The organism is Mesorhizobium sp. B2-5-13 (assembly GCF_006440535.1).
Lineage (GTDB): Bacteria > Pseudomonadota > Alphaproteobacteria > Rhizobiales > Rhizobiaceae > Mesorhizobium > Mesorhizobium salmacidum.
Window position 1 is genome coordinate 18,383 of the sequence record NZ_VFUI01000026.1, and the last position, 23,967, is coordinate 42,349.

24 protein-coding genes are annotated in these 23,967 nt (G+C 64.2%); 10 read left to right on the plus strand and 14 right to left on the minus strand.

All coding sequences use genetic code 11. The features are described 5' to 3' along the window. The first annotated feature begins 22 nt into the window (after nt 1-22). Complete coding sequence (locus tag FJ434_RS26570; protein ID WP_140752507.1) at nt 23-1,090, plus strand: TraB/GumN family protein; 1,068 nt, start codon at nt 23-25, stop codon at nt 1,088-1,090. A 751-nt stretch (nt 1,091-1,841) separates the two neighbouring features. On the opposite strand, the gene lpdA is transcribed toward FJ434_RS26570, so the two are convergent. The 10 genes from lpdA to mdh all read right to left on the minus strand — a co-directional run bounded on the left by lpdA (nt 1,842) and on the right by mdh (nt 13,005). Then, a complete protein-coding gene (gene lpdA / locus FJ434_RS26580; RefSeq protein ID WP_140752509.1) occupies nt 1,842-3,248 on the minus strand; it encodes a dihydrolipoyl dehydrogenase in 1,407 nt (468 codons plus the stop codon). A gap of 24 nt (nt 3,249-3,272) precedes the next feature. Next, nucleotides 3,273-4,028, minus strand: coding sequence for an SDR family oxidoreductase (locus FJ434_RS26585; protein ID WP_140752511.1), 756 nt, complete (start codon nt 4,026-4,028; stop codon nt 3,273-3,275). Further along, entirely contained in the window at nt 4,025-4,534 is a 510-nt protein-coding gene (locus FJ434_RS26590) for a hypothetical protein (RefSeq protein WP_140752512.1), read from the minus strand. The genes FJ434_RS26585 and FJ434_RS26590 overlap by 4 nt, the downstream gene beginning before the upstream one ends. 35 nt (nt 4,535-4,569) lie before the next feature. After that, nucleotides 4,570-5,847 (minus strand): 2-oxoglutarate dehydrogenase complex dihydrolipoyllysine-residue succinyltransferase, encoded by a 1,278-nt coding sequence (gene odhB, locus FJ434_RS26595; protein WP_140752514.1) that lies wholly within the window; start codon nt 5,845-5,847, stop codon nt 4,570-4,572. A gap of 46 nt (nt 5,848-5,893) precedes the next feature. Further along, nucleotides 5,894-8,878 (minus strand): 2-oxoglutarate dehydrogenase E1 component, encoded by a 2,985-nt coding sequence (locus FJ434_RS26600; protein ID WP_140510324.1) that lies wholly within the window; start codon nt 8,876-8,878, stop codon nt 5,894-5,896. 126 nt (nt 8,879-9,004) lie between these two features. Beyond that, entirely contained in the window at nt 9,005-9,907 is a 903-nt protein-coding gene (sucD, locus tag FJ434_RS26605) for a succinate--CoA ligase subunit alpha (protein WP_027145554.1), read from the minus strand. Between the two features lie 12 nt (nt 9,908-9,919). Then, nucleotides 9,920-10,417: a DUF1579 family protein gene (locus tag FJ434_RS26610; RefSeq protein WP_140752516.1), complete on the minus strand. Its 498-nt coding sequence runs from the start codon at nt 10,415-10,417 to the stop codon at nt 9,920-9,922. A 3-nt stretch (nt 10,418-10,420) separates the two neighbouring features. Further along, nucleotides 10,421-10,792 (minus strand): cupin domain-containing protein, encoded by a 372-nt coding sequence (locus tag FJ434_RS26615; protein WP_140510328.1) that lies wholly within the window; start codon nt 10,790-10,792, stop codon nt 10,421-10,423. 4 nt (nt 10,793-10,796) lie between these two features. After that, nucleotides 10,797-11,990, minus strand: a complete 1,194-nt coding sequence (gene sucC / locus FJ434_RS26620) for an ADP-forming succinate--CoA ligase subunit beta (protein WP_140510330.1) — start codon at nt 11,988-11,990, stop codon at nt 10,797-10,799. A 46-nt stretch (nt 11,991-12,036) separates the two neighbouring features. Beyond that, a complete protein-coding gene (gene mdh / locus FJ434_RS26625; RefSeq protein ID WP_140510332.1) occupies nt 12,037-13,005 on the minus strand; it encodes a malate dehydrogenase in 969 nt (322 codons plus the stop codon). Nucleotides 13,006-13,218: 213 nt separating this feature from the next. Between mdh and FJ434_RS26630 the strand changes: the two genes are divergently transcribed. After that, nucleotides 13,219-13,647 (plus strand): GNAT family N-acetyltransferase, encoded by a 429-nt coding sequence (locus FJ434_RS26630; protein ID WP_140510334.1) that lies wholly within the window; start codon nt 13,219-13,221, stop codon nt 13,645-13,647. A 41-nt stretch (nt 13,648-13,688) separates the two neighbouring features. On the opposite strand, the gene zapE is transcribed toward FJ434_RS26630, so the two are convergent. The 3 genes from zapE to FJ434_RS26645 all read right to left on the minus strand — a co-directional run bounded on the left by zapE (nt 13,689) and on the right by FJ434_RS26645 (nt 16,120). Then, entirely contained in the window at nt 13,689-14,888 is a 1,200-nt protein-coding gene (zapE, locus tag FJ434_RS26635; RefSeq protein ID WP_140752518.1) for a cell division protein ZapE, read from the minus strand. A gap of 122 nt (nt 14,889-15,010) precedes the next feature. Beyond that, on the minus strand, nt 15,011-15,550 hold the full coding sequence (locus tag FJ434_RS26640) for a protease inhibitor Inh/omp19 family protein (RefSeq protein ID WP_140510339.1): 540 nt from the start codon (nt 15,548-15,550) through the stop codon (nt 15,011-15,013). A 138-nt stretch (nt 15,551-15,688) separates the two neighbouring features. Next, nucleotides 15,689-16,120 carry a hypothetical protein gene (locus FJ434_RS26645; RefSeq protein WP_140752520.1) on the minus strand — a complete coding sequence of 144 codons (432 nt, stop codon included), beginning with the start codon at nt 16,118-16,120 and terminating at the stop codon, nt 15,689-15,691. A 206-nt stretch (nt 16,121-16,326) separates the two neighbouring features. Between FJ434_RS26645 and FJ434_RS26650 the strand changes: the two genes are divergently transcribed. From FJ434_RS26650 to FJ434_RS26685, 8 genes are all read left to right on the plus strand, one after another. Next, nucleotides 16,327-17,337: an MBL fold metallo-hydrolase gene (locus tag FJ434_RS26650; RefSeq protein WP_140752522.1), complete on the plus strand. Its 1,011-nt coding sequence runs from the start codon at nt 16,327-16,329 to the stop codon at nt 17,335-17,337. Nucleotides 17,338-17,411: 74 nt separating this feature from the next. Further along, a complete protein-coding gene (locus tag FJ434_RS26655; protein ID WP_013892243.1) occupies nt 17,412-17,573 on the plus strand; it encodes a DUF1328 family protein in 162 nt (53 codons plus the stop codon). Nucleotides 17,574-17,707: 134 nt separating this feature from the next. Then, nucleotides 17,708-18,592, plus strand: coding sequence for a diaminopimelate epimerase (dapF, locus tag FJ434_RS26660; RefSeq protein ID WP_140510345.1), 885 nt, complete (start codon nt 17,708-17,710; stop codon nt 18,590-18,592). Further along, nucleotides 18,592-19,917, plus strand: a complete 1,326-nt coding sequence (mtaB, locus tag FJ434_RS26665; RefSeq protein WP_140510347.1) for a tRNA (N(6)-L-threonylcarbamoyladenosine(37)-C(2))-methylthiotransferase MtaB — start codon at nt 18,592-18,594, stop codon at nt 19,915-19,917. Before dapF ends, mtaB begins: the two co-directional genes overlap by 1 nt. A 12-nt stretch (nt 19,918-19,929) precedes the next feature. Further along, on the plus strand, nt 19,930-21,780 hold the full coding sequence (gene ftsY / locus FJ434_RS26670; RefSeq protein ID WP_140752523.1) for a signal recognition particle-docking protein FtsY: 1,851 nt from the start codon (nt 19,930-19,932) through the stop codon (nt 21,778-21,780). 57 nt (nt 21,781-21,837) lie between these two features. Then, entirely contained in the window at nt 21,838-22,512 is a 675-nt protein-coding gene (locus FJ434_RS26675) for a septation protein A (protein ID WP_140510351.1), read from the plus strand. 23 nt (nt 22,513-22,535) lie between these two features. Further along, complete coding sequence (locus FJ434_RS26680) at nt 22,536-23,156, plus strand: pyridoxamine 5'-phosphate oxidase family protein (protein WP_140752525.1); 621 nt, start codon at nt 22,536-22,538, stop codon at nt 23,154-23,156. A gap of 35 nt (nt 23,157-23,191) precedes the next feature. Further along, on the plus strand, nt 23,192-23,722 hold the full coding sequence (locus FJ434_RS26685) for an NADPH-dependent FMN reductase (protein ID WP_140752527.1): 531 nt from the start codon (nt 23,192-23,194) through the stop codon (nt 23,720-23,722). A gap of 23 nt (nt 23,723-23,745) precedes the next feature. Here the strand turns inward: FJ434_RS26685 and FJ434_RS26690 are convergent, their stop codons facing one another. Next, nucleotides 23,746-23,955 (minus strand): 4-oxalocrotonate tautomerase family protein, encoded by a 210-nt coding sequence (locus FJ434_RS26690; protein WP_140510357.1) that lies wholly within the window; start codon nt 23,953-23,955, stop codon nt 23,746-23,748. Nucleotides 23,956-23,967: the final 12 nt, after the last annotated feature.

Genomic DNA, 23,967 nt, shown 5'->3' on the forward strand with positions numbered 1-23,967 from the left:
TTTCGGTCCTAGGAATGGGATCATGAAACGCGTCATCGCCATCGCCGACCGTGCAGCTTCCGTCTCGCTGAAACTGCTTGTCGCGCTCAACGTGCTGTTTTTCCTGTCCTTCCTTGCCGTGCTGCTGTTCGCCGCCGGCAGGGCGCACGCGGAAGTCCCGACCTGTACCGGCGCCGACATGCTGTCGGCCTTGCAGAAGGGTAGCCCTGCCACCTACGACAAGATCGAGGCGGAGGCAGCGGCCACGCTCAATGGCAAGGGCCTGCTGTGGAAGCTGGAAAAATCAGGCGAACAGCCATCCTACCTGTTCGGCACCATGCACATGACCGATCCGCGCGTGACCACGCTGCCGGCCTATGCGCAGAAGGCCTTTGACGCCGCCGGCACCCTCATCATCGAGACCACCGACGTGCTCGACAAGCAGAAGATGATGGCGGCGATGCTGAAGGAGCCGGACCTGATGATGTTCACCGACTCCACGACGCTGTCGTCATTGCTGTCGCCGGACGAAGCGGCGGCCATGAACGCCGCGCTCGACGCGCGCGGCATCCCGCCGGCAACGGTCGCCAAGATGAAGCCATGGATGCTGTCGGCCATGATGGCGCTTCCAGCCTGCGAACTCGCCCGCCAGGCCGGCGGAGCGCCGGTGCTCGACGTCAAGCTGGCGGAGAGCGCCAAGGCGGCCGGCAAGCCGGTGGAAGGATTGGAAACGGCCGAGAGCCAGCTCCGCGCCATGGCCTCGCTGCCGCTCGCCTTCCACATGAAGGGCTTGGTCGACACGCTGAAGCTGGGCGACAAGGTCAACGACATCAACGAGACCATGATCGTGCTCTACCAGCGTGGCGACACCGGCATGTTCTGGCCGCTGTTCCGCGCCGCCATGCCCGACGAGCAGGACGATCCCGCGGGTTATGCCGCCTTCGAGGAGACCATGATCACCAGCCGCAACAAGGTGATGGTCGACCATGCCGGGCCGATCCTGGCCAAGGGCAACGCCTTCATGGCGGTCGGCGCGCTGCATCTTCCCGGTCCAGAGGGACTGGTCGAGGATTTCCGCAAAGCCGGCTATACTGTCACCGCCGTCAATTGAGTCGGATGGCAGCGGAGGCCCGCAAACGCCGCGTTTCCGGCGTTTTCCTCCGCTAGCGTGAAACCCAATCAACGGTTGCGCGTTGATGGATGTTGATTGACCATTTTCATTTTCCCGGAGGACACGTTTATGGCGAACACACCAAATCCAAACGATCCGTACAATTCGTCCACCAATGCCCCTCGGCCGAGCGGCGGTGGCGGCAGCCCTTGGCTGATTGCGCTGGTCGTCGTTATTCTGGCGATAGTCGCGTATTACGTTTTCGGAAGAAGTGGCCAGCACCCGGCACCCGCCGAGCCGCCAGCGGCCAGCACACCGGCCCCGGCGCCCGCGCCGGCTGAACCGATGAAGCCCGCCGAACCGGCCAAGCCAGCCGAACCGGCTCCCGCCCCTGCACCAGCCCCGGCTCCCGCGCCTGCACCAGCGCCTGCCCCAGCGCCTGCGCCTGCGCCGGCCCAGTAAGCGGCCCGATATCAAAGACGAACGGCCCGCTGAAAGGCGGGCCGTTTTTGTTTGGTGATGACCGTTGGGAGCCTTGGCGCCAAGCCACCCGCGCGTCGTCATCCTCGGGCTTGACCCGAGGATCCATGCCGCAACCTCGGCCGAGGAATGCAGCGGAGCAGAATTCCGCACCGCGGGAGCGCTCTAAAATCATGGCATGGATCCCTTGGGCTGCGGAGCAGCTCCAGGGGTCCACGCCGCGTCGCTTCGCTCCTTGCTCCGCCATAGGACGACGAAGCGTTGGGCACCCTCAGATATGGATCGGCTTGAAGAAGGTGGCCAGCGCCGCTTCCTTCACCGCTTCCGACATCGTCGGATGCGCGTGGCAGGTGCGCGCCAGGTCTTCCGACGAGCCGCCGAACTCCATCAGCACCGCCGCCTCGTGGATCATCTCGCCGGCGCCGAAGCCGACGATATGGACGCCGAGCACGCGGTCGCTCTGCTTGTCGGCCAGGATCTTCACGAAACCCTCGGTGTGCAGCATGGCGCGCGCGCGGCCATTGGCGGTGAAGGGGAATTTGCCGACCTTGTAGTCGATGCCGGCCTTCTTCAGCTCTTCCTCGGTCTTGCCGACCGACGCGATCTCCGGACTGGTGTAGACGACGCTCGGAATGACGTCATAGTTCACATGGCCGGCCTGGCCGGAGATGGTCTCGGCCACCGCCACGCCCTCGTCCTCGGCCTTGTGCGCCAGCATCGGCCCGGCGATGACGTCGCCGATGGCGTAGATGCCGGGAACATTGGTCCTGAGATGCCCGTCGGTCTTGACCCGGCCGCGCTCGTCGACCTCGACGCCGGCTTCCTTCAGTCCGAGACTGTCCGAAAAGGCGCGGCGTCCGGTCGAGATCAGCACGGCATCGGCCTCAATGGTTTCGGCGGCACCCCCCTTGACCGGCTCGAAGGTGACGGCCGCGCCTTTCTTGGCCTTGGCGATGCCGGTGACCTTGGCGCCGAGCTTGAACTCGAAGCCTTGCTTGGAGAGCAGCCTCTGGAACTGTTTGGACACCTCGCCATCCATGCCGCCCAAAATGGTGTCGAGGAACTCGACCACGGTGACCTTGGCGCCGAGCCGCGCCCACACCGAGCCGAGCTCGAGCCCGATGACACCGCCGCCGACCACCACCAGATGGCCAGGCACCTTCTCCAGCGACAGCGCGCCGGTCGACGACACGATCACCTTCTCGTCGAAATCGACCTTAACGCCGGGAATGCCGGCGACATCGGAGCCGGAGGCGATGACGATGTTCTTGGTCTCGATCTCCTCGACCTTGCCGTCCTCGCCGGTCACCGAGACCTTGCCGGCGGCGACCACCTTGCCGGTGCCGCGGAAGGCATCGATCTTGTTCTTCTTGAACAGGAAGGCGACGCCGTTGACGTTGGACGACACCGTCGCGTCTTTGTGCGCCATCATTTTCTTCAGGTTCAGCTTGGGTGCCGGAATCTCGACACCGAGCGTGTCGAAGGAATGGCCGGCCTCGGCGAACATCTCGGAGGCATGAAGCAGCGCCTTGGACGGGATGCAGCCGATGTTGAGGCAGGTACCGCCGAAGGTCGCGTTCTTCTCGACCACCGCGACCTTCAGCCCAAGCTGTGCCGCCTTGATGGCGCAGACATAGCCGCCCGGTCCCGAGCCGATGATAACCACGTCATAAGCCATGTTTGTTTCCCTTTTGCTTGGGGCTCAGCGGCCGCCGCTGACATTCAGGATCGCGCCCGTCGTATAGGACGCGGCATCGGATAAAAGATAGAGGACCGCACCGGCGACTTCGTCCGCCGTTCCTGCCCTTTTCATCGGCAGCAGATCGCGGAACCGTTCTATCCGGTCCGGCTGGCCGCCGGAGGCGTGGATGTCGGTGTCGATGATGCCCGGCCGCACCGCATTGACGCGAATGCCCTCCAGCGCCACCTCGCGGGCAAGCCCGATGGTGAAGGTGTCGATGGCGCCCTTGGAGGCGGCATAGTCGACATATTCGCCCGGCGAGCCCAGCGTCGCCGCCGCCGACGAGATGTTGACGATCGCGCCGCCCGACCCGCCATGCCGCGTCGACATGCGCTTGACGGCCTCGCGGGCGCACAGGAACGAGCCCACCACATTGATGCGCATCATGCGTTCCAGCCGCGACACATCCATCTCGTCGACGCGCGCCTTGACATCGACAATTCCGGCATTGTTGACGAAGGCGTCGAGCCGGCCAAAGGCGTGGTCGACAGCGCCGAACATGGCCACGATATCGGTTTCCTTGCCGACATCGCCCCTGACGGCAACAGCTTCGCCGCCGCCGGCCTTGATCTCGGCAACCAGCGCATCTGCCGCAGCTTTGCTGGAGGCGTAATTGACCGCGACGCGATAGCCAGCCTTGGCTCCCAGCCGGCAGATGGCGGCGCCGATGCCACGGCTGCCGCCGGTGACCAGCAGCACTCTTTGCGCAGCGCTCATTCCTGGCATCCCTTCATCGCGAACACATCCGACGGCACTTTCGAAAAACCGCTGCCGCCATAGGCCCGGGATTGCCGCAACGCCGGCCCGAGATCGGGCAGGATCAGCGTCTTCGGCGCCTCGACGCCCTCGGCCGGCAAAAGCCCGACAGTGCCGTTGCCGTCGGACATGTAGATGACGCCGTTCCACAGCGTGCAGGCGGCAAGCTCCTCGCCGGTGACATCGCCTTCCGGACATTTGTACATCAGCGCGCCGTTAGGCCGCGATACGTCCTGGGTCCACATGACGATGCCGTTCAGCACGACATTGTTGTCGAGGACCAAGCGAAACCTGTTGGTGACGGTGGCCGACGTGCGTGTTGGGGTGAAGTCGATCTCCGCGCCGCTCTGGCTGTCGCCGTAAACGGCAAGCTCGGTTGGACAGGCGGCATGGGCATTTGCAACAGCCGCGAGAATGCCGGCCACCAGCACGACCGGTCTGGCGAGCCCAGGCAAAAGGGCCATCATTGGCCAGCCCTGCCGCAACCCGCCATCCGACCGCCTCAGAGATCGAGCACCAGCCGCTCGGGATCCTCCAGGCTTTCCTTGACGCGCACCAGGAAGGTTACGGCTTCCTTGCCGTCGACGATGCGGTGATCGTAGCTGAGCGCCAGGTACATCATCGGTCGGATCACGATCTGGCCGCCGACCACGACCGGGCGCTCCTGGATCTTGTGCATGCCGAGAATGCCCGACTGCGGCGCGTTGAGGATCGGCGTCGACATCAGCGATCCGTAGACACCGCCATTGGAGATGGTGAAGGTGCCGCCCTGCATATCCGCCACCGACAGCTTGCCATCACGTGCGGCAATGCCCAGCCGGCCGATATCCTTCTCGATCTCGGCGATGGACATCTGGTCGGCATCGCGCACGACCGGAACCACGAGACCCTTTTCGGTGCCGACCGCGACACCGATATGGGCATAGTTCTTGAAGATGATGTCGGTGCCGTCGATCTCGGCATTGACCGAGGGGATTTCCTTCAGCGCGTGGGTGACGGCCTTGGTGAAGAAGCCCATGAAGCCGAGCTTCACGCCGTGCTTCTTCTCGAAAACGTCCTTGTACTTGGTCCTGAGCGCCATCACCGCCGACATGTCGACTTCGTTGAAGGTGGTCAGCATGGCTGCGGTCGACTGCGCTTCCTTCAGGCGGCGCGCGATGGTCTGGCGCAGCTTGGTCATGCGCACGCGCTCTTCACGCGAAGCATCGTCGCCCGACGACGGCGCCCGGACCGCAACCGGGGCCGGCGCCGCTTTTGGCGTTTCGGCCGGCTGCGACGGCGCGCCCTTGGAGATGGCGTCGAGCACATCGCCCTTCAGCACCTGACCGCGCTTGCCCGAGCCGGAAAGCTGGTCGACCGACAGATTGTTCTCGGCGATCAGCTTTGCCGCCGCCGGCGCCGGCGGCATGGTGCGCGGCTCGACCGGTCCGGCATCGCCGGCAACCTTGGCGGTCTCGGCCGCCGCCTGCTTGGTGGTGGATGCCGCGTCGGGGCTGGACGCCTGCGCGACGGCTTGCGGCTTGGTCGCGGGAGCAGCCGCGCCACCGGCCGAAATCGACCCGAGCAGGGCGCCGACGCCGACCGTCTCACCCTCTTTTACAGAGATTTCGCCGAGCGTGCCGGCGGCGGCGGCGGGCACCTCCACAGTCACCTTGTCGGTCTCGAGCTCGACCAGCGGCTCGTCGGCGGCAATGGCATCGCCGACCTTCTTGAACCATTTGCCGACGGTCGCTTCGGTGACGGATTCGCCAAGGGTGGGAACGCGGATTTCGGTAGCCATTGTGCCTGTCCGTTCTTTCGCTTCAGTTCTATTCGCCCAATTCTGCTTATTCGCCGAGCGCGTCTTCGAGTAACGCGGCGAGCTGGGCAAGGTGCTTCGACATCAGGCCGGTCGCCGGCGACGCGGCCGCCGGACGGCCGGTGTAGCGCACCCGCTGATGCTTGGCGTCGATATGTGCCAGCACCCATTCCAGATACGGGTCGATGAATGACCAGGCGCCCATGTTCTTGGGTTCCTCCTGGCACCACACCATCTCCGCATTGCGGAAGCGTGACAGCTCCGTGATCAGCGCCTTGGCCGGGAACGGGTAGAGCTGTTCGACGCGCAGCAGGTAGATGTCGTTGATGCCGCGCTTCTCGCGCTCCTCATAGAGGTCGTAGTAGACCTTGCCCGAGCACAGCACGACGCGGCGGATCTTGGAATCCTTGGTCAGCTTGATCGCCTGGTTGGGCAACAGCTGGGCATCGTCCCACAACAGCCGGTGAAACGAGCTTTCGCCCGAGATTTCCGGCAGCGTCGACACCGCCCGCTTGTGGCGCAGCAGCGACTTCGGCGTCATCAGGATCAGCGGCTTGCGGAAGTCGCGCTTCAGCTGCCGGCGCAAGATGTGGAAATAGTTAGCCGGCGTCGTGCAGTTGGCGACCTGCATATTGTCTTCGGCGCAAAGCTGCAGGAAGCGCTCCAGCCGGGCCGAAGAATGTTCCGGGCCCTGGCCCTCATAGCCATGCGGCAACAGGCACACGAGGCCCGACATTCTGAGCCATTTGCGCTCGCCCGACGAGATGAACTGGTCGAACACCACCTGGGCGCCGTTGGCGAAGTCGCCGAACTGCGCTTCCCACAGGGTCAGCGCCTTCGGCTCGGCCAGGCTGTAGCCATATTCGAAGCCCAGCACCGCTTCTTCCGACAGCATCGAGTTGATGACTTCGTACCCGGCCTGCGCCGCCGACAGATTGTTGAGCGGGATGTAGCGGGTCTCGTCGCGCTGATCGTAAAGCACGGAATGGCGCTGCGAGAAGGTGCCGCGTTCCGAATCCTGCCCCGACAGCCGGATCGGATTGCCGTCGAGCAGGATCGCGCCGAAGGCCAGCGCCTCCGCCGTCGACCAGTCGATGCCTTCGCCGGACTCGATCGCCTGGCGCCGATTCTCGAGGAAGCGGATGATCGTCTTGTGCGCTTCGAAATCCTTCGGCACCTCGGTCAGCTTCTTGCCGATTTCCTTCAGCGTCTTGACCGGCACGGCGGTCTTGCCGCGCCTTGTCTCGTCCTGATTGTCGGCCGTGCGCAGGCCCGACCAGGCGCCGTCGAGCCAGTCGGCCTTGTTGGGCTTGTAATGCTGGCCGACTTCCCATTCGGCTTCCAGATGCGTGCGCCAGTCGGCCTTGAGCTGGTCGAGCTCGGCCTGGGTGATGTGGCCTTCCGCGATCAGGCGCTCGCCATAGATCTGCACCGTCGTCTTATGGGTGCGGATGTTGCGGTACATGAGCGGCTGGGTGAAGGCCGGCTCGTCGCCCTCATTGTGGCCGAACCGGCGGTAGCAGAACATGTCCACGACCACCGGCTTGTGGAACTTCATGCGGAACTCGATCGCCACCTTGGTGGCGTGCACCACGGCTTCCGGGTCGTCGCCATTGACGTGGAAGATCGGCGCCTCGATCATCTTGGCGACGTCGGACGGATAGGGCGACGAGCGCGAGAAGCGCGGATTGGTGGTGAAGCCGATCTGGTTGTTGATGATGAAATGCAGCGTGCCGGCGACGCGGTGGCCGCGCAGGCCCGAGAGGCCGAGGATTTCAGCGATCACGCCCTGGCCGGCGAAGGCGGCGTCGCCGTGCAGCAAGAGCGGCAACACCTTGGCTCGCTCTTCCAGTGGCACGATTTCCTCGCGGCCACGGCCGAACAGGGAATCCTGCTTGGCGCGCGCCTTGCCCATCACCACGGGATCGACGATCTCCAGATGCGAGGGGTTGGCGGTCAGCGACAGGTGCACCTTGTTGCCGTCGAACTCGCGGTCCGACGAGGCGCCGAGATGGTACTTCACGTCGCCCGAGCCTTCGACCTCGTCGGGGGCTGCGGAGCCGCCCTTGAACTCGTGGAAGATGGCGCGGTGCGGCTTGGCCATCACTTGGGAAAGCACGTTGAGGCGGCCGCGATGGGCCATGCCGAGCACGATTTCCTTTAAGCCTAACTGGCCGCCGCGCTTGACAATCTGCTCCAGCGCCGGGATCAACGATTCACTGCCGTCGAGACCGAAGCGCTTGGTGCCCTTGTACTTGACGTCGATGAACTGCTCGAAGCCTTCCGCCTCGACCAGCTTCTGCAGGATCGCCTTTTTGCCGGTGGCGGTGAACGAAATCTCCTTGTCGGCGCCCTCGATACGCGCCTGGATCCAGGCCTTTTCCTCGGGATCGGAAATATGCATGAACTCGACGCCGAGCGTCGAGCAATAGGTGCGGTTGAGGATTTCCAGCATCTGCCGGATGCTGCCGAATTCGAGCCCGAGCACATTGTCGAGGAAAATGGGCCGGTCGTAGTCGGCTTCGGTGAAGCCGTAATTCTCCGGCGACAGCTCGTTATAGTCTTCGAGCTTTGCAATGCCGAGCGGGTCGAGATTGGCGTGCAGATGGCCGCGCATGCGGAAGGCGCGGATCATCATGATGGCGCGCACCGAATCGCGCGTCGCCTGGTGCACATCGGCGTCGGACAGCACGACACCGTTGGTGACCGCCTTGTCCTTGACCTTCTTTTCCAGGTGCTTTTCGACGATGCCCCAATTGCCGTCGAGCGCCGACACCAATTCGCCATTGGCCTGCAGCGGCCAGGAGGGTTTGGCCCATGAGGCGCCCTTGGCGTTCCTGCGCACATCGCCGGCATCGTCCTTCAGTCCGGCGAAGAACTCCTGCCACTCGGGATTGACCGAGGCGGGATCGTCCTCATACGCCGCGTAGAGCGCGTCGATGTAATCGGCATTGCCGCCATAGAGGAAAGAGGTAAGCGAGAATTGGTCGTTGGCCTGATCTTGTCGTGCCATTTTGTCCGCGGAGCCTGGCTCCGTCTCCTTTTTTTGGGGAGTGAGTAGTCAGTAGTCAGTAGAGAAATGGATGTCTCTCATTTGTTCACCGCTCAGTTTTTTCACTACTCACTATTCACTACTCACTTAACCCTTGATCGCCTCGACCAGCGTCGTGCCAAGCCGCGCCGGCGAGGGCGAAACCTTGATGCCGGCCGATTCCATCGCCGCGATCTTGTCTTCGGCGCCGCCCTTGCCGCCGGAGATGACCGCGCCCGCATGACCCATGGTGCGGCCGGCCGGCGCGGTGCGCCCGGCGATGAAGCCCGCCATCGGTTTCCTGCGGCCGCGCTTGGCCTCGTCCTTGAGGAACTGCGCGGCGTCTTCTTCGGCCGAACCGCCGATCTCGCCGATCATGATGATCGACTTGGTCTCATCGTCGGCGAGGAACATCTCGAGCATGTCGATGAACTCGGTGCCCTTGACAGGATCGCCGCCGATACCGACGGCGGTGGTCTGGCCGAGGCCGACATTTGTGGTCTGGAACACGGCCTCATAGGTAAGTGTTCCCGAGCGCGAAACAACGCCGACCGAACCCTTGCGGAAGATGTTTCCGGGCATGATGCCGATCTTGCATTCGTCGGGGGTGAGCACACCCGGACAGTTCGGTCCGATCAGCCGCGAAGTCGAGCGGTCGAGCCGCGCCTTGACCTTGACCATGTCCATCACCGGAATGCCTTCGGTGATGCAGACGATCAGCGGGATCTCCGCCTCGATCGCCTCGATGATGGCTTCGCCCGCGCCCGCCGGCGGCACGTAGATGACGGAGGCGTTGGCGCCTGTCCTTTCCTTGCCTTCGGCGACCGTGGCAAAGATCGGCAGGCTCTCGCCCTTCGCGCCGGTCCAGGTCTCGCCGCCCTTCTTCGGGTGGATGCCGCCGACCATCTTTGTCCCGTGATAGGCCAGCGCCTGCTCTGTGTGGAACGTGCCGGTCTTGCCGGTCAGGCCCTGCACCAGCACCTTGGTGTTCTTGTCGACGAGAATGGACATCGGAGCCCTTTTCTAAAAACCGTTGATCGAGGAAGGTGAGACGCGCCGGTAGACGCCACTCACCATGTCTTGCCAGTCATCGTTGCCGGCAGGTTTGAAATGCAATCGCATGCGGTAGGTGTCGGCATCGTCGAAAATATAGGTCACGCGCGAAAAGCCGCGCGGCGACGACCGCTCCAGCACCAGTTCGTTGCCGTTCCACATACCCGTGGCAGGCGACAACGGCACGAAGCCCATCGAATCGAACTGGTGCATGGTCACGACGCCGTTCTGGTGGTCGACGCCGAATACGGTGTGCGAACCGAACGAAATCGTGCCGTCGCGACGCTGACGATAACGCTGCACCACGAACTGGCCGCCGAACTCCGCTTCCGCCAAAACTTCGCTGGTCGCCGTGCCGCCATCGGCCCATTGCGTCTCCGCCACCTCTTCCTCGCCGCGCCACGCGCCGACCAGCGCCTGCAGGCGCTGGTGGTCGGCCGAGAGCGAAGAGAAGGACGCCGCGTTCATGGATCAGAGCCGCTTCAGATCGGTGACGGTGAGATCGCTCTTGGCATTGCCGGTGTTGAGCGTCGTCGCCGGCTCGAACATCAGCACCACGGGCTCTGCGGTGAGCGAGCGCGGCCGGTGCTCGACACCGCGCGGCACGACGATGAAATCGCCCTCGCCGAGCTCAACCTGACCATCGCGGAAATCGATGGCGATCCTGCCGCGCAGCACGAGGAAGGCTTCGTCCTCATTGTCATGCGCGTGCCAGTCGAAGGCCTCGCCGAACTTGGCGACCTTGGCCTGGCTATCATTGACGTCGCCGGCGATATGCGGATCGAACACCTCAGTGATCGTTTGATCCGCCGCCTCGACCAGATTTATCTTGCGCGGAGGCACCGTCTCAGCCCTGCACCGCCGCAACGATCTTCTTGGCCGCGTCATCAAGATCATCGGCGGACACGACGTTCAAACCGCTGTCGTTGATGATCTTCTTGCCGAGCTCGGCATTGGTGCCTTCCAGGCGCACGACCAGCGGCACTTTCAACCCGACTTCCTTGACCGCTGCAATCACGCCCTCGGCGATGATGTCGCACTTCATGATGCCGCCGAAGATATTGATCAGGATGCCTTTGACGGCCGGGTCCCTGGTGATGATCTTGAACGCCGCCGTCACCTTCTCCTTCGAAGCGCCGCCGCCGACATCGAGGAAGTTGGCGGGCTCGGCGCCATAGAGCTTGATGATGTCCATCGTCGCCATGGCAAGGCCGGCGCCGTTGACCATGCAGCCGATATTGCCGTCGAGCGCGACATAGGCGAGATCGTATTTCGACGCCTCGATCTCCTTCTCGTCCTCTTCGGTGGTGTCGCGCAGTTCCATCAGATCGGGGTGGCGGAACAGCGCGTTGTTGTCGAACGACACTTTCGCATCGAGCACGCGCAGGCGGCCGCTCTTCATCACGATCAGCGGGTTGACCTCGAGCAGGCTCATGTCCTTCTCGACAAAGGCCTTGTAGAGGATCGGGAACAGCGTGCCGCCATCCCTGGCCGCGTCGCCGTCGAGCTTCAGCGCGCCATTGAGCGCCTTCACGTCGTCCGCCGTAACGCCCTTCTCCGGGTCGATGGCGACGGTGATGATCTTTTCCGGCGTGTCGTGCGCGACCGCCTCGATGTCCATGCCGCCCTCGGTCGAGACGACGAAGGCGATGCGGCCGACCGAGCGGTCGACCAGGATCGAGAGATAGAGCTCGCGCTCGATGTCGGCACCGTCCTCGATATAGAGGCGATTGACCTGCTTGCCGGCCGGGCCGGTCTGCTTGGTGACCAGTGTGTGGCCGAGCATCTCGTTGGCGTTGGCCACCACCTCGGCGACCGACTTCGCCAGCCGCACGCCGCCCTTGGCGTCGGGGCCGAGCTCCTTGAATTTGCCCTTGCCGCGGCCGCCGGCATGGATCTGGCTCTTCACCACGTAGAGCGGGCCTGGCAGCGCTTGTGCCGCGGCTTCCGCCTCGCTTGCCTTGAACACCGGCACGCCTTCGGCCACCGGCGCGCCAAAGCTCTTCAGCAGCGCCTTGCCTTGATATTCATGGATGTTCATCGGGAACTATCTCCAGGTCGTTTGCCGGGGGTGATGTTTTGGCGGGTTACTTCGAGGCGAGCTGCGGCGCGATCTTGACACAGGCCTCGGTCAGGCCCTGCACGGTCGCCACCGAAGCCTCGAACATCTTCTGCTCGGCCTTGTTGAGGTCGATCTCGATGACGCGCTCGACACCGCCGGCGCCGATGACCACGGGCACGCCGACATAGGTGCCCTTGACGCCATATTGGCCCGAGAGGTGCGCCGCGCAAGGCAGCACGCGCTTCTTGTCCTTTATGTAGGATTCGGCCATCTGGATCGCCGAAGCCGCCGGCGCGTAGTAGGCCGAGCCGGTCTTCAAGAGGCCGACGATCTCGGCGCCGCCATCGCGGGTGCGCTGCACGATCTGGTCGAGCTTTTCCTTCGAAGTCCAGCCCATCTTGATCAGGTCGGGAAGCGGAATGCCCGACACCGTCGAATAACGGATCATCGGCACCATGGAATCGCCGTGGCCGCCAAGCACGAAAGCGGTGACGTCCTCGACGGAGACCTTGAATTCCTCGGCCAGGAAATAGCGGAAACGCGCGCTATCGAGCACGCCGGCCATGCCCACCACATGAGTCTTGGGCAGGCCCGAAAACTTCTGCAGCGCCCACACCATGGCGTCGAGCGGGTTGGTGATGCAGATGACGAACGCCTTCGGCGCGTACTTCTTCAGCCCGGCGCCGACCTGCTCCATGACCTTCAAATTGATGCCCAGCAGGTCGTCGCGGCTCATACCCGGCTTGCGCGGCACGCCGGCGGTGACGATGCACACGTCCGCACCCTCGATGCCGGCATAGTCATTGACGCCGGTCAGCCGGGAATCGAAGCCATCGACCGGCGACGACTGCGCTATATCGAGCCCCTTGCCTTGCGGGATACCCTCGGCGATATCGAACAGGATCACGTCGCCGAGATCCTTGAGGCCGATCATGTGGGCGAGCGTGCCGCCGATCATGCCAGAGCCGATAAGCGCTATCTTGTTGCGTGCCATGTGAGGATGATTTCCCTTTGTCTGTGACGCGCCAACACGGCGTCGAGGAAGAGGCCGGAATGCTGCGGGGACCGCGAATTTCGCCGCACCCAATAGCTCCGGTGCGGAATAAATTCAAACGATTATTTAGACCCCTGCATTTTCAATCGGTTAGAGTGTTTGGGACTTACGTAAACGTCAAAATTTGCAAGCCAACTTGGGAGAATTTACACGATGACGGTCGAGATCAGAAGGCTCAATCCCGGCGATGACACCCTTGTGATGCGGGTTGCCGACGAAGTGTTCGACGAGCCGGTGCGGCTCGATCGCCTTGCCAGCTATCTCGCGCAATCAGGCCATTTCATGATCGTCGCCCTGGCCGGGGACGTTGTCGTCGGCCAATGCGCGGCGGTCATCCACCGCCACCCGGACAAGCCGACCGAACTTTATATCGACGAAGTCGGGGTCTCGCCGGCCTTTCAGCGCCGGGGCATTGCGCGCAAAATGCTGGACGCCATGTTCGCGCTCGGCCGCGAGCATGGCTGCGAGGAGGCCTGGGTCGGCACCGAGCCGGACAATCTGCCAGCCCGGGCGCTTTATGAAGCGCGCAAGGAACCGCATGACGAGGCGAAGAGCTTTGTGATGTATGTTTACGGGCTGTAGATTTTCTAAGCTGGCGCGAAGGAACGCGGCTTCCGGATATTTCAGGCCCGCGCCCGCGCTTCCGCTGGGGCCGCCTTCGCCTTCCACCGCTCCGCCCAATCCTCCAGCCAGTCGCGGCTCTGCATTTCGATCAGTCGTGAGGCCGTGCGCTCGAATTCGAACACCTCGACGCCGCGCTTGGCCACATAAAGCTCGTGCGGCGGCGCCTCGGCGCTCACCACAAGGCGCGTATGATGGTCGTAGAGCGTGTCGATCAACAGGATGAAACGCTTTGCCTCGTTGCGCTTGCCTTCACCCAGCACCGGCACATGGTCGATGAAGACGGTCGAAAACCGGCCGGCGATGGCCAAATAATCGCGCGCGCCGAGTGGCTTTTCGCAGAGATCGGCGAAAGCGAAACGCGCGGCATCGCCGGCGGCCGCCGGCACCGCGACCTTGCGGCCCTTCAGCGTCAGCGAGGTCTCGGCCGTCGCCGCCCCGCGCGTCATCGCCTGCCAAGCCTCGTCGAGCGCCTGGTCGGCCGCCGCATCCGCAGGCGTGACATAGACTGGCGTGCGGGCGAGCTTTTCCAGCCGGTAGTCCTTATCGCTGTCCAGCGACAGCACCTGCGTGTGGCGTTCCAATATGGCGATGAACGGCAGGAAAAGCTGGCGGTTCAACCCGTCACGGTAAAGGTTTTGCGGCGCCACGTTCGAGGTAGCGACCAGCACGACCCCATTGGCGAACAGCGCCGAGAACAGTCTGGACAGGATCATGGCGTCGGCGATGTCGGTGACCGAGAACTCGTCGAAGCACAGCACCCAGGCCTGCTCGGCGAGCGCCTTGGCCACCGGCGGGATCGGATCGTCTTCCCTGGCCGTGCCCTCCTTGCGCGCCTGCCGGTGCTTCTGAATGCGGTCCTGAACGTCGGCCATGAAGTCGTTGAAATGGACGCGGCGCTTGCGCCTGACCGGCAAGAGCTCGAAGAACATGTCCATCAGCATGGTCTTGCCGCGGCCGACGCCGCCATGGATGTAGAAGCCCTTGACCGCCTCATGCGTCTCGCGCTTGCGGGCAAACAGCCAGCCCAGCGCACTGGACTTGTGCGCCAGCCGCTTGGCCGAGATCTCCACGGTCAGCCGGTCGAGCGCAGCGGCGATCGCTTCCTGCGCGGCATCGCGTCCGATCGCGCCGGTTTCCACCAGATGATCGTAGCGTTGCCTGACGGTCGCATGGGTCTGGAGGCCGTCACGCAGATGCATCGGTCACGTCGTTGTTCAAAGCAGGACGCCCAAGAGAGAGCGAGAGGGCGCATGTTGGGATTCGGGTCAGGCCGAGCCGCCATTCGCAGGCCGGCATCACCTGAATATCAGCATACCCTAGCCTATCTTGTAAGCGAGATCGGCTGCCCGTTGGAAGTCTGGCCGTCGAATTTCGAGCCGCCCGACGAATAGAGCCGCGCCAGCGAGCCGCCGTTCTCGTCATAAAGCGTCAGCTGCTTGCCGGCGACGTTCCACGACTTGATGCCATCGATCGGCGCCGGGCAATGCAGCGGTCCGGCGCGGAAGCCGGCGCCGAACTTGGTCTGCGGCGTCGCCACCTTGCAGCTCTGGCCGGAGACGCTGACGTTCCAGACACCGGCGACGCTTGCCGCGTTGAGATCCGCGGCGCCTGCCGGCGCCGCACCATCCGGCGGCAGCGAGGCAACCTGCGTGTTCGCCGGCGCGGTCGGGAATTGCGACGGGTCGGTGGTGCCGGGCGAGGCCGGCGGCGGCAGCTGATTCGAGCTCACCTGGCCGGCAGGCGCCGGCTGCAACGGTGCTGGTTGCTGGTCGTCCATCGACGAGAAGCGTGAGGTTGAGCAGCCGCTCGCAACGAGTGCCGCCAGGGATACGGCCACCAGGCCGCCTTTCGAAAAATTCATTACAACCTCCGTCGGATTCGGCTGGGGGGACGCCGTCCGCGCAATCTCACCTCCACCAAGATGGAGAAGGTGGCGAAATTTCAACCCGATATGGTTAAAATAGGGTTTGCGGAACGAATTGTTGCAAATTTACCGCACTCATCCGGCGAGCGGCGCGCTCGGCACGAACACATATCCGTCCGGTCCAACGATATAGCACTCGCGCAGACCATGCGGTTTGTCGATCGCGCCGGCCAGCACGATGTGGCCATGGTCCAGCGCCGCCGCCTCGACCGCGTCGGGATCGGCGCCATAAAGGCGCAGTTCGATGCCGGCGCCGCGCGTCTCGGCGCCCGTCATCGGATTGTCGAGATAGGAATGGTCGGCATGCAGCATGAACACCGACCCCAGAAGCTCGATCGCGGCGAAATCCTCGTCAGCATAGACGATGCGGGCGCCAAGCACGTCGCGGCAGAAGGCTTCCATCGCCGCCATGTCCGATACCAGCAGATTGACGCCGATGCCGCGCGGCAGCGAACGGCCGAAATCCTCGGCTTTCATCCAGGGCGTCTTGGTCCGCTTGATCGCCATGGCGTCTTCCTCCTGATCTGATCCTAGCCGAGACCGCTTCGCCGCCCTTGGCCTTCGGCCGGCAAACGCTTGCGCCAGCCGCGGCGGGGCTTATGTCTAGATGTGAGCAGTTCCAGGAAAAGCGGTTTTCCCGGGAAAAATGCGTAGCGCTTTCCCCAGGGAGTGCGTGAAAAAAGAGTTCACCGAAACCCGCTGGAGCGCAGACCTTGGCCGCGAGACAGAAAGCCGCCAACCGCTACTACAGCGGCCCGCCCAGCGATCATTTCGACGGCACCCTGTTCTTCAATCCCGGCGGCCGGATGCCCGGCCCCTTCACGGACCTGTTGAAATGGCAGTTCAGCGGCCAACGCGCGAAATGGCCGGCTGCCAGCTCGAGCCCCTTTGCGCAGGCAAAGCCGGTCGCGACGGTTCTAGGCGCCGATCTGACCGTGACCATGGTCGGCCATGCCACCTTGCTGATCCAGACCGCCGGGCTGAACATCCTCACCGATCCGGTCTGGTCGCGACGGACCTCGCCGTTCTCCTTTGTGGGACCCAGACGCGTCAATCCGCCGGGTATCGCTTTTGGCGATCTGCCGGCGATCGACCTCGTGCTGGTCAGCCACAACCATTACGACCATCTCGACCTTGCCACGCTGGGGAAGTTGAAGAAGACGCACGATCCGCTGGTGGTGACGCCGCTCGGTAACGATGCCATCATCGCCGCCGCCGTGCCCGGCATGCGGCTTTCCGCGCATGACTGGGGCGACAGGGTCGATGCCGGCGAAGGCACCGCCATCCACGTCGAGCCCGCGCATCACTGGTCGGCGCGCGGGGCGCGCGACCGGCGCATGGCATTGTGGGCCGGCTTCGTCATCGAGACGCCGGGCGGAAAGATCTATTTTGCCGGCGATACCGGCTTCCACGATGGCATCAACTACCGGCTGATGGCGGAAAAACATGGCGGGTTCCGTTTCGCCATCCTGCCGATCGGTGCCTACGAGCCACGCTGGTTCATGGCGCCGCAGCACCAGAACCCCGAGGAAGCGGTCCAGGGCATGTTGTTGTGCAACGCCGCCTTCGCCGCCGGCTGCCATTGGGGCACCTTCCAGCTCACCGACGAGCCATTCGACGAGCCGGTCCGGAAACTGGTCGAAGCACTGGACGCCGAAGGCCTGCCGCGAGAGCATTTCCGTGCCTTGCGGCCCGGCGAAGTCTGGGAAGTGCCCCGGATTTGATAGCCTCGGGAACCCAAGCTCGACAGCCGCGTTCTTCAACCGGTTTCAATGTGTTCGGCTTGCGAGGCGTTCCCATGCTTAGATGGATCATCATTCTCCTGATCATCGCCGCCGCGGCGAGCCTGCTCGGCATGCCGGCGCTGGCCGGCGCCGCCGCCACCGGCGCGCGTATTCTCATCGGCATCGTGCTCATCATCTTCCTGTTGATCTTGTTCGGGGTCTTCGCGGTGACGTAACACCGGCTTCCCCGTGATCCGGCGCCTTCGCCGTGATGTCGGTCCGGCGCCTTCGCCGTGAACGCGGCTGCGCACTGGTAATTCCTGCCCGTTTCCGCCATATAGCGCCGAACGGACATGGAATTTTCGGAGCAATGGCAGGCACGGCCCCTTTCGCCAAGATGAACGGCATCGGCAACGAGATCATCGTTGCCGACATGCGCGGCCGTGCGGATCGGGTGACGGCCGCGGCTGCCATCGCGCTCAATGGCGACGCGGCGACGCGGTTCGACCAAATCATGGCGATCCACGACGCCAGGACGGCGGGCACCGCCTATTTCGTCGATATCCTGAATTCAGACGGGTCCGGCGCGCAGGCTTGCGGCAACGGCATGCGCTGCGTCGTCCAGGCACTGGCCGCCGAGACCGGCGAGAAGACCTTCACCTTCGAGACAGTGGCCGGCGTCCTCAATGCCCGCGAACATGCCGACGGCTCGATTTCGGTCGACATGGGCACGCCGCGCTTCGGCTGGCGGGATATTCCGCTGGCCGAGGAGTTCCGCGACACCCGCATGATCGAATTGCAGGTCGGCCCGATCGACGCGCCGGTGCTGCATTCGCCCTCCGCCGTCTCGATGGGCAATCCGCACGCCATCTTCTGGGTCGACGCCGACGTTTGGACTTATGAACTCGACCGTTTCGGCCCGCTGCTCGAAAACCATCCGATCTTTCCCGAGCGCGCCAACATAACCATCGCGCAGGTGACCTCACCCGACAGCATGATCATCCGCACCTGGGAGCGCGGCGCCGGCCTGACCAAGGCTTGCGGCACCGCCTCCTGCGCGGCTGTCGTTGCAGCGGCCCGCACCAGGCGCACCGGCCGCAGCGTCAACCTTTTGACCCCCGGCGGCGGCACGCTGCATGTCGAGTGGCGCGATGACGACCACGTCATCCTGACCGGCGCGGCCGAATGGGAATTTTCCGGCAGCTTCGATCCGTCGACCGGACAATGGGCCCGCGATACCGAAAGCGCGGCCTGATGTCCGCTCTTGCCAAAGGCGTCGACGTGGCGAAGCAGCCCGGCCGCATCGACGTGGTGACCTTCGGCTGCCGCCTCAACACCTACGAGTCCGAAGTGATGCGGCGCGAGGCCGAAACTGCCGGCCTCGCTGCGCTGGCAGGTGGCGCCGTGATCTTCAACACCTGCGCCGTCACTGGCGAAGCGGTGCGCCAGGCCAGGCAGGCGATCCGCAAGGCGCGCCGCGACAACCCGGCCGCACGCATCATCGTCACCGGCTGCGCCGCCCAGACCGAGCCCGAAAAATTCGCCGCCATGGACGAGGTCGATCTCGTGCTTGGCAATGAGGAGAAGCTCAAGGCGAATTCCTATCGCGCGCTGCCCGATTTCGGCGTCAACGACACCGAGAAGGCGCGCGTCAACGACATCTTCTCGGTGCGCGAGACCGCCGGCCACATGGTCGACGCCATCGAGGGCCGGGCACGTGCCTTCGTGCAGGTGCAGAACGGCTGCGACCATCGCTGCACCTTCTGCATCATCCCCTATGGCCGCGGCAATTCGCGCTCGGTGCCGATGGGCGCCGTGGTCGAGCAGGTCAAGCGGCTGGCGGGCAACGGTTATGCCGAGATCGTGCTGACCGGCGTCGACATGACTTCTTTCGGAGCCGACTTGCCGGGTGCGCCGAAGCTCGGCAAGCTTGTGAAGACCATCCTCAGGCAGGTGCCCGACGTGAGGCGGCTCAGGCTGTCCTCCATCGATTCGATCGAGGCCGACGAGGACTTGCTCGACGCCATCGCCACCGAGCCGCGGCTGATGCCGCATCTGCATCTGTCGCTGCAGTCGGGTGACGACATGATCCTGAAGCGCATGAAGCGCCGGCATCTGCGCGATCAGTCGATCCGCTTTTGCGAGGATGTGCGCAAGCTGCGTCCGGGTATTGTTTTCGGCGCCGACATCATCGCGGGCTTCCCGACCGAGACCGACGCCATGTTCGAGAATTCGCTGGAGATCGTCGAGGAATGCGGCCTGACCCATCTCCACGTCTTTCCGTTTTCACCGCGCGAAGGCACACCCGCCGCGCGCATGCCGCAGGTTCGCCGCGAGCTGGTCAAGCAGCGCGCCGCCCGGCTGCGCGCCGCCGGCGAAGCGGCCTATGTCAGGCACCTGTCTTCGCTTGCCGGCAGCCGCCAGTCGATCCTGATCGAGCGCGACGGTCTTGGCCGCACCGAAGGGTTCACGCTTGCCGCACTCGGCACCGGCGCGCCGGGAGAGATCGTCGAAGCTGATATAACCGGCCACGATGGCGCTCGGCTGATGGCGACGCCGCTTGCCGCCCACGCTGCCTGAGAACGCAAAAGCATGGCTGGTTTTTTCAAGAAGATATTTTCGTTCGGCAAGAAGGAGGTCGTCGAGGAGCGGATCGACGAGACCGCCCCGCTGCCGCCGATCAATTGGGACCAGCTCGACGCGCTGAAGCCGGCGGCCGAGCAGGCCCTGCCGGAGTTTTTGAAGCGCGAGGAGCCTGCGGCGGAAGCCGCGCCGGCGGCCGCGCCCCGTCCTCTCGTTGAGGAGGAGGAGGTAAGGCCAGCGCCCGCCGAGGAGCCAACACCGGAGCCTGCCCCCACCATTCCGCCCGCGCCGGAGCCGATCGTTCCGTCTACCCCGGAGCCTTTGCCTGAACCCAAGCCCGCGGAAGTGCCAAAGCCTGCTCCGGAAACCCCTGCCGAGCCGCCTGCGCCCGAAGAAATTCCGGCGCGGCCCGCCGTTCCGGAGCCAACGCCCGAACCGCGGCCGCAAGAGGTGCCCCCGCCCGCGCCATCCGAGCCGGAGATCGTTCCCTCGCGTCCCGAGAGGCAACCGGAACCCGCGCCCGTCGAAGTGCCGACGCCACCCGTGGAAGTGCCGGCCGAGGTGCCCGCACCGGTCGAGGTGCCACCGGCGGCGCCGGTTGAAGTGCCTCCGTCGGCCGGCGTCGAGCAGGCGGCTTCAGAGGCCGGCGCCGCCCCTCATCCGCCTGCCGGCACCTTCTCCCCGTATTGGGACGGGGAGAAGGAAGAGGACCTTCCAACGCCAGCGGCCAAAACCGAGCCAGGCATTCCACCAGCGGAAATCGCGCCACCCATCCGCCAGCCGGCGCCGGTCGAAACACAACCGGTCATCGCCGAGATCGCGCCCGAGCCTCAATCGGTTCGGCAACTCGCCCCGGAGGCAAAACCCGCGCCCGGCAAGGTGACGGTTGCCAAGAAGGTCGAGCAGAAGGCCGAGCCGCAGAAGGCGCCCGAGCCGGCGCCGAGGCGATCCTGGTTCCAGCGCATGCGGGACGGGCTTGCCCGGTCCTCGCGCGAGCTGACCGGCAACATTGCCGGCGTCTTCACCAGGCGCAAACTGGACGAGGAGACGCTGCAGGACCTGGAGGACGTGCTGATCCGCGCCGATCTTGGCGTGGAAACGGCGCTGCGCGTGACTGATTCACTGGCCTCCAGCCGCTACGGCAAGGACGTCTCCGATACAGAGGTGCGCGCGGTCATGGCGACCGAGGTTGAGAAGGTGCTCGCCCCGGTCGCGAAATCGCTCGAGCTCGACCTCTCGCACAAGCCGCATGTCATCCTGGTGGTCGGCGTCAACGGCACCGGAAAGACCACGACGATCGGCAAGCTCGCCGCCAAGCTGACCGATGGCGGCCTGTCGGTGATGCTGGCCGCCGGCGACACCTTTCGCGCCGCCGCCATCGAACAGCTGAAGATCTGGGGCGAACGCACGAAATCGCCCGTCATTGCCTCCAAGCTCGGTGCCGATGCCGCCGGTCTCGCCTACGACGCCTTTGAGAGGGCTAAGGAGGCAGGCTCGGACGTGCTGATCATCGACACCGCCGGCCGGCTGCAGAACAAGACCGAACTGATGGCCGAGCTGGAAAAGATCGTCCGTGTGCTGGGCAAGCTCGATCCCGAAGCGCCGCACACGGTGCTGCAGACGGTCGACGCCACCACCGGCCAGAACGCGCTCAACCAGGTTGAGATCTTCCGCAACGTCGCCGGCGTCAACGGCCTGGTGATGACCAAGCTGGACGGCACGGCGCGCGGCGGTATTCTGGTGGCGATCGCGGCAAAGCACAGATTGCCGGTCTATTTCATCGGTGTCGGCGAACAGGTCGACGACCTCGAACCTTTCTCGGCAAGCGAATTCGCCAGGGCGATCGCTGGAGTGGCTTGAACAAGCACGATGCCGGAAGTGAGGCTTCCGGATTGGATCGTGCGTTAGAAGGATACCATGAACCCACCCATTCTCGAACGCGATCCGTCCGACCCGCAGAAAGAGAAGAAGGAAGGCGTCAATCCCGTGCTCAAGCTGGTGCTGGAGCTCGGGCCCTTGATGGTGTTCTTCTTCGCCAATGCGCGCGGCGAGTGGCTGACGCAGAAATTACCCGTTTTGGCTGAATTCGGCGGCCCGATCTTCGTCGCCACCGGCCTGTTCATGGCCGCGACCGCGATCGCGTTGATCGCCTCATGGCTGCTCACCCGCACCTTGCCGATCATGCCTATGGTGTCGGGCGTCGTCGTCTTCATCTTCGGCGCGCTGACGCTCTATCTGCAGGACGACATCTTCATCAAGATGAAGCCGACCATCGTCAACACGCTGTTCGGCGGCGTGCTGCTCGGCGGCCTGTACTTCGGCCGCTCGCTGCTCGGCTATGTCTTCGAGTCCGCCTTCAAACTCGATGCCGAAGGCTGGCGCAAGCTCACCTTCCGCTGGGGCCTGTTCTTCCTGTTTCTGGCCGTCGTCAACGAAGTCGTCTGGCGCAATTTTTCCACCGACGCCTGGGTTACCTTCAAGGTCTGGGGCATCATGCCGATCACGCTTCTGTTCACCTTCAGCCAGATGCCGCTGATCCTGCGCCATTCGCTCGACGACAAGGCCGGCGGGGAAGAGAAAGCCGGCAAATAAGGCAGGGACTAAAGGGGAGAGCCATGGAATTCGTCACCACCCGGGAAGAGCTGCGGACGATCTACAAGACCCCGCGCCCGGCCGATGGCTCGATCCGCAAGGAACTGAAGGCGCTCGACGGCCATTGCCGCTCCTTCATCGGCAAGAGCCCGTTCGTGCTGATCGGCTCGTCCGATGGCGAAGGCAATGCCGATGTGACCCCGAAAGGCGACAAGCCCGGCTTCACCGCCATTCTCGACGAGAAGACGATCGCCATCCCCGACCGGCCCGGCAACAACCGGCTGGATACGCTGGAGAACATCCTGCGCAATCCCTCGGTCGGGCTGCTCTTCCTCATCCCGGGCATGAACGAGACGCTGCGCGTCAACGGCGAAGCCCGCATCACCATGGATGCCACTTTGCGCGAGCGCCTCGCGGTCGACGGCAAGGCGCCGCAAAGCGTCATCGTGGTCGCCGTCAAGGCCGCCTACATGCATTGCGCCAAGGCCTTCATGCGCTCCGATTTGTGGAAGCCGGAGAGCTGGTACGACCGCGCGACGCTGCCGACGCTCGGCCAGATCCTGCGCGACCAACTGGCATTGGCCGATTCGGCCGAGGCGACCGACCGTTGGCTGGACGACGAGTACAAGCAGACGATGTGGTAGGGTTTTCGGCCACGATTCGCCCGGACCTGTCCATCTTGCTCAATCTTCTTGCCATCTCAGGCAGCCTGCGGGCGGCCTCCACCAATTCGGCCTTGGTCGCGGCGTTGGCGTTGAACGCGCCCGAGGGCTGTCGCGTCACCGTCTATGACGGACTTGGCCGCCTGCCGATCTTCAACCCCGACGATGAGGGTGAGCGGACGCCACGCGATGCTTCCGATCTGATCGACGCCGTCACCGGCGCCGACGGCATCATCGTCTCCTGCCCCGAATATGCCCATGGCGTGCCGGGCGGACTGAAGAACGCGCTCGACTGGCTGGTCTCGCGCGACGCCGCCGTTGCCAAGCCGGCCATGCTCGCGCACGCCTCGCCGCGTTCCCTCTATGCCCGCGCGGCTTTGGCCGAGATCATGCGCACCATGTCGTTCGCGCTTTATGATGGCGGACCGGAGATCGCCCTGCTCGGCAAGAAGCCGCCGGAGGTGGCGAGCATTCTGGGGGGGCCGGCGAACGTGCTGGCCATGCGCGACGCGCTGGCTGCCTTCGCGGATTTCATTCGCTCGCGTTGAGCGACGACCTCTCTTCCGCCGCCCTACTTCTTCGCCCGCAACGTCTCGACATCGGTCTTGCCGACATACCAGTCGCGGGCGTTGACTTCCTCGAAGACCACCCAGATATCGTCATTGCCAAGTCCGGTGGCGTCCATGATCGCCGCCGTGACTTTCCTGGCGATGTCAGCCTTCTTGCCTGCCGGATCGGCGGCGATCACTTCCTTGACGATGCGGATGTTGACGAATGGCATGACGTCCTCCCC

Coding starts and splice junctions, on each gene's coding strand:
- FJ434_RS26655 (WP_013892243.1), top strand. CDS start 17,412: ATGCTTAGATGGATCATCATTCTCCTGATCATCGCCGCCGCGGCGAGC.
- FJ434_RS26630 (WP_140510334.1), top strand. CDS start 13,219: ATGACGGTCGAGATCAGAAGGCTCAATCCCGGCGATGACACCCTTGTG.
- zapE (WP_140752518.1), bottom strand. CDS start 14,888: ATGCATCTGCGTGACGGCCTCCAGACCCATGCGACCGTCAGGCAACGC.
- lpdA (WP_140752509.1), bottom strand. CDS start 3,248: ATGGCTTATGACGTGGTTATCATCGGCTCGGGACCGGGCGGCTATGTC.
- FJ434_RS26590 (WP_140752512.1), bottom strand. CDS start 4,534: ATGATGGCCCTTTTGCCTGGGCTCGCCAGACCGGTCGTGCTGGTGGCC.
- FJ434_RS26585 (WP_140752511.1), bottom strand. CDS start 4,028: ATGAGCGCTGCGCAAAGAGTGCTGCTGGTCACCGGCGGCAGCCGTGGC.
- sucD (WP_027145554.1), bottom strand. CDS start 9,907: ATGTCCATTCTCGTCGACAAGAACACCAAGGTGCTGGTGCAGGGCCTG.
- FJ434_RS26680 (WP_140752525.1), top strand. CDS start 22,536: ATGGAATTCGTCACCACCCGGGAAGAGCTGCGGACGATCTACAAGACC.
- FJ434_RS26600 (WP_140510324.1), bottom strand. CDS start 8,878: ATGGCACGACAAGATCAGGCCAACGACCAATTCTCGCTTACCTCTTTC.
- FJ434_RS26610 (WP_140752516.1), bottom strand. CDS start 10,417: ATGAACGCGGCGTCCTTCTCTTCGCTCTCGGCCGACCACCAGCGCCTG.
- odhB (WP_140752514.1), bottom strand. CDS start 5,847: ATGGCTACCGAAATCCGCGTTCCCACCCTTGGCGAATCCGTCACCGAA.
- dapF (WP_140510345.1), top strand. CDS start 17,708: ATGGCAGGCACGGCCCCTTTCGCCAAGATGAACGGCATCGGCAACGAG.
- mdh (WP_140510332.1), bottom strand. CDS start 13,005: ATGGCACGCAACAAGATAGCGCTTATCGGCTCTGGCATGATCGGCGGC.
- FJ434_RS26645 (WP_140752520.1), bottom strand. CDS start 16,120: ATGGCGATCAAGCGGACCAAGACGCCCTGGATGAAAGCCGAGGATTTC.
- FJ434_RS26570 (WP_140752507.1), top strand. CDS start 23: ATGAAACGCGTCATCGCCATCGCCGACCGTGCAGCTTCCGTCTCGCTG.
- mtaB (WP_140510347.1), top strand. CDS start 18,592: ATGTCCGCTCTTGCCAAAGGCGTCGACGTGGCGAAGCAGCCCGGCCGC.
- ftsY (WP_140752523.1), top strand. CDS start 19,930: ATGGCTGGTTTTTTCAAGAAGATATTTTCGTTCGGCAAGAAGGAGGTC.
- FJ434_RS26690 (WP_140510357.1), bottom strand. CDS start 23,955: ATGCCATTCGTCAACATCCGCATCGTCAAGGAAGTGATCGCCGCCGAT.
- FJ434_RS26675 (WP_140510351.1), top strand. CDS start 21,838: ATGAACCCACCCATTCTCGAACGCGATCCGTCCGACCCGCAGAAAGAG.
- sucC (WP_140510330.1), bottom strand. CDS start 11,990: ATGAACATCCATGAATATCAAGGCAAGGCGCTGCTGAAGAGCTTTGGC.
- FJ434_RS26640 (WP_140510339.1), bottom strand. CDS start 15,550: ATGAATTTTTCGAAAGGCGGCCTGGTGGCCGTATCCCTGGCGGCACTC.